We start from the raw sequence: 3,116 nt of genomic DNA on the forward strand, positions 1-3,116 counted from the left end.
AGAGCATTATTTTGAGGACAAAGCGTGGCACTTCTGGACCGGAGACATATTAACTCAGTATCACTACTGGATTTTCAAGCACTTCTTCGGAGACGACCGCCCGTATATTTCAATGGCCTTAACATTCATAGCGTTAACAGCCGTAGAGATTTTTGATGCATCGGATTTCCAGCGCAAATGGGGATTTTCCATTATGGATGAGGTCGCTAATGTAGCCGGAATAGGATTCTGGTACGCAAAGTATAGATACCCATCAATCCCAGTGGATGTGCGCATAGGGGTAAGGCGATGGGATGCCCTCGGTAGATATGTGGAACGAATAACGCATTACTACAAATCTAAAAGCAAATATGTTCCCGGACATATTGATAACTATTCGATATTCAAAGTCGAGTTTATTGTCAGACCAAAGAAATACTTTTATCTTGGATTCAGCAGCTCACTTGACGACACCAATGGTTTTGGAATAGATAAAAACCTTTTTGGTATCACGATCGGATTTGACATAATGAGGTTCGGGGCGGACAAACTTTCAAAATGGCGTGATATAAAGTTTCTAAGGACGCTAAGCAGATATACCGCTCTGGACCTGCAGTTCACATACTGGTTCAAAAGGCGGGATTAAAATGAGAAAAGTAGTAGTATTCGTCGCATTGCTCGTTGGCATTAGCCTTAGTGTTGAAATATCACTTCCGATCGTCTGGCATGCCAAGGGAAACCTTATTCGTTATATTCCACGAACGGACAGGTATTTTACCGGCGGGTTTCTCGGCGCAAATGTGGACTTCATTAGCGTAAGTTTGGGAAAATACGCTATAATACTTGTTCCAGAAGCGCTCATCTGGACCGGTATGGGTTACCAATGCGAGGAGGTTATTTTTGACCCAAGAGACATGCATTACTCCCTTGATGCCGGCATCGTATTTCAGCAGGATAAATTCAGGTTGAAATTCACATGGTATCACGACTGCTTTCACGAGGTTGACCGAAAAACAGAACCTACTATCATCTGGAACTTATTCGAGTTAGCGCTTTGCCCCAGAAATTTTTCCGTCCAAGCGAGGTTAAACGAATTCCAAACCGAAACGGGTTTCGACTTTAAACCAAAAATTTACTGGCAGGTTTACTTTGGCTTTTTCCCAAAATTATCATCGCCGAGCTGGTTCCAATACAAACACGACCTCGCAACACATTTCGGCGCCGAACTAAACCTATCGTTCGCAAGATTTAAAAAATTCTCCGCCGAGGCAGGCTTTTATCCAGAATTCTGGCACAACAGAAAAGGCAAAGTATACAATCGCATTATAGGCAGACTATCGGTCAATGCATACGGCTATGGTGGCCAATTCAGTTTGTTCTGGAGTTACATATTTTCCGAAACGCAGCCTATACGCCCAAAAGGCAGAAGAGCCATAATAGGTGTTGAATTTCTTATGTGACTTTTTTCTTTTTGGCGCGGTGCTTTTTAACGGGTAGCGCTATTATGAATGTTGTCTTTTCATAAGGTTTGCTTTCGAGAAGAAACAGCCTTCCATGGTGATAATCCTCAACTATTCTCCTCGCAAGAGATAATCCCATTCCCCACCCCCTCTTTTTAGTCGAGAAACCGGGCGAAAAAATCTCCTTCTGAATGGATGCTGGAATACCTTTTCCGGTATCGCTAACAATAAGGTGAACCTCACTGCCATCAAGACTTCTTCGCGTGGCAACCCATATGGTTCCCCCCTTCGGACCAATAGCCTCAACCGAATTTTTAATAAGGTTCTCCAGTGCCCACGAAAGCAGAAGCTTGTTAGCATTAACATTCGGTACCGGGTCGTAGTGTTCTATTAGCTCTATGTTCTTTCGTAACTGTGGTATCCGCTGTTTTAGGTAACCCACGACATCTTTTATAAGCTCAACGGGGTCAGTCGCCACAAGCTCGGGGGTGCTTCCTATCTGCCCGAATCTGACTACAATTCTTGAGAGATTGGTAATGTCTCTTTCCATTTCGCTGACTATTTTTTTCAGTTCAGTTGGATTTGCGCCGTCCTCAAGTTCGTCGCGCATAAGCTGAAGCCATCCGAGAAGAGACGAGGTAGGGGTCCCGAGTTGGTGCGCGGCTTCTTTGGCGAGAGAAAGCCAAATATTTTGCTGCTCGTAGCGCCTTATTTTGCCGTAAATCATGGCTCCAACGAAAAACATGAAAGCTATTATGGCAGCGACGAGCCACGGAGTAAGCCTGAGCCAATTTACTATAGGAGATTCACCGTAGTAAAGATATGCTATAGCCTTGTTTGTTTCCGGGATTCTTACCGGGATAGGTGGATAACGCCTGCTGTGCCTTTTTATCCACTTCCTTACTTTTTTCTTTGCTGCCGCGGATGTGTCGTTGTCGGGGACGGAAAGGTTGCGCCAATAAATCGGTTGACCGTTCGCATCAGCGTAAACCAAGGGAAAATTAGACTTGAGAATCAACTCATCGAAAAGGATACTCAACTCAGGCGTTTCAACGGACCTCGATATCGTAAGCTGAAGAAGTTTGCCGTATGTACGCATAATACGCTGATTGTACTCAAGCATCTGCCGCCTTATAGTCTCCGTTATAACGAAAAGCACGGAAAGCACGAGAATGGACAAAATCATAAGTATAACAACGGACGGAGACGATATGGTGTATCCCTTTATGCGAATTATACTGCGTTTTCGTCTCATTTCCTTATAGCTTAATGATGTATGGCTTTATATCAAGCATTTTGTTGAAATCAGAAATTTCCATAAATCGTTGGGGAAAATAAAAAGGTCGGCTAACGCCGACCCCAAGCGAAAAACAAAACGGCTCGAGCAGAATGGAGCCAACTATTCAACCCCAGCAAGTTTCTTTAAACGAGCCCAATTTTTATCCACCCATGCCTGCAATTCATCTATTATGTGTCGGTTTTCCGGCGCGAAAAGGTGACGGAATCGACCCTGCGGCTTAATCCACTCCTCAATAGGTATTTTCTTGCCCGCTTTTTCAGGATTATAATTTAGTTTCCACTCCCCATACTCTACCTCGAAAAGTGGCCAGAAACACGAATCAACAGCCTTCCGTGCCATTTCTATGGATTGGTTCTCAGGAAAACGCCATCCAACGG

General features: G+C 44.2%; 4 protein-coding genes. 2 read left to right on the plus strand and 2 right to left on the minus strand.

Annotated features, from left to right (window positions below; all coding sequences use genetic code 11):
- A partial coding sequence (locus tag J7J62_01285; protein MCD6123792.1) for a hypothetical protein occupies window positions 1-625 on the plus strand: 625 nt, incomplete at its 5' end.
- A 1-nt stretch (window position 626) separates the two neighbouring features.
- Window positions 627-1,439 (plus strand): hypothetical protein, encoded by an 813-nt coding sequence (locus tag J7J62_01290; GenBank protein ID MCD6123793.1) that lies wholly within the window; start codon window positions 627-629, stop codon window positions 1,437-1,439.
- On the opposite strand, the gene J7J62_01295 is transcribed toward J7J62_01290, so the two are convergent.
- Together J7J62_01295 and J7J62_01300 are read right to left on the minus strand one after the other, a co-directional pair.
- A complete protein-coding gene (locus tag J7J62_01295) occupies window positions 1,432-2,694 on the minus strand; it encodes a HAMP domain-containing histidine kinase (protein ID MCD6123794.1) in 1,263 nt (420 codons plus the stop codon). The genes J7J62_01290 and J7J62_01295 overlap by 8 nt on opposite strands.
- Window positions 2,695-2,838: 144 nt before the next feature.
- On the minus strand, window positions 2,839-3,116 hold a 278-nt coding region (locus tag J7J62_01300), incomplete at its 5' end, for a pyruvate ferredoxin oxidoreductase (protein ID MCD6123795.1).

It is taken from the genome of bacterium, from assembly GCA_021159335.1.
Taxonomy (GTDB): Bacteria; UBP14; UBA6098; order B30-G16; family B30-G16; genus JAGGRZ01.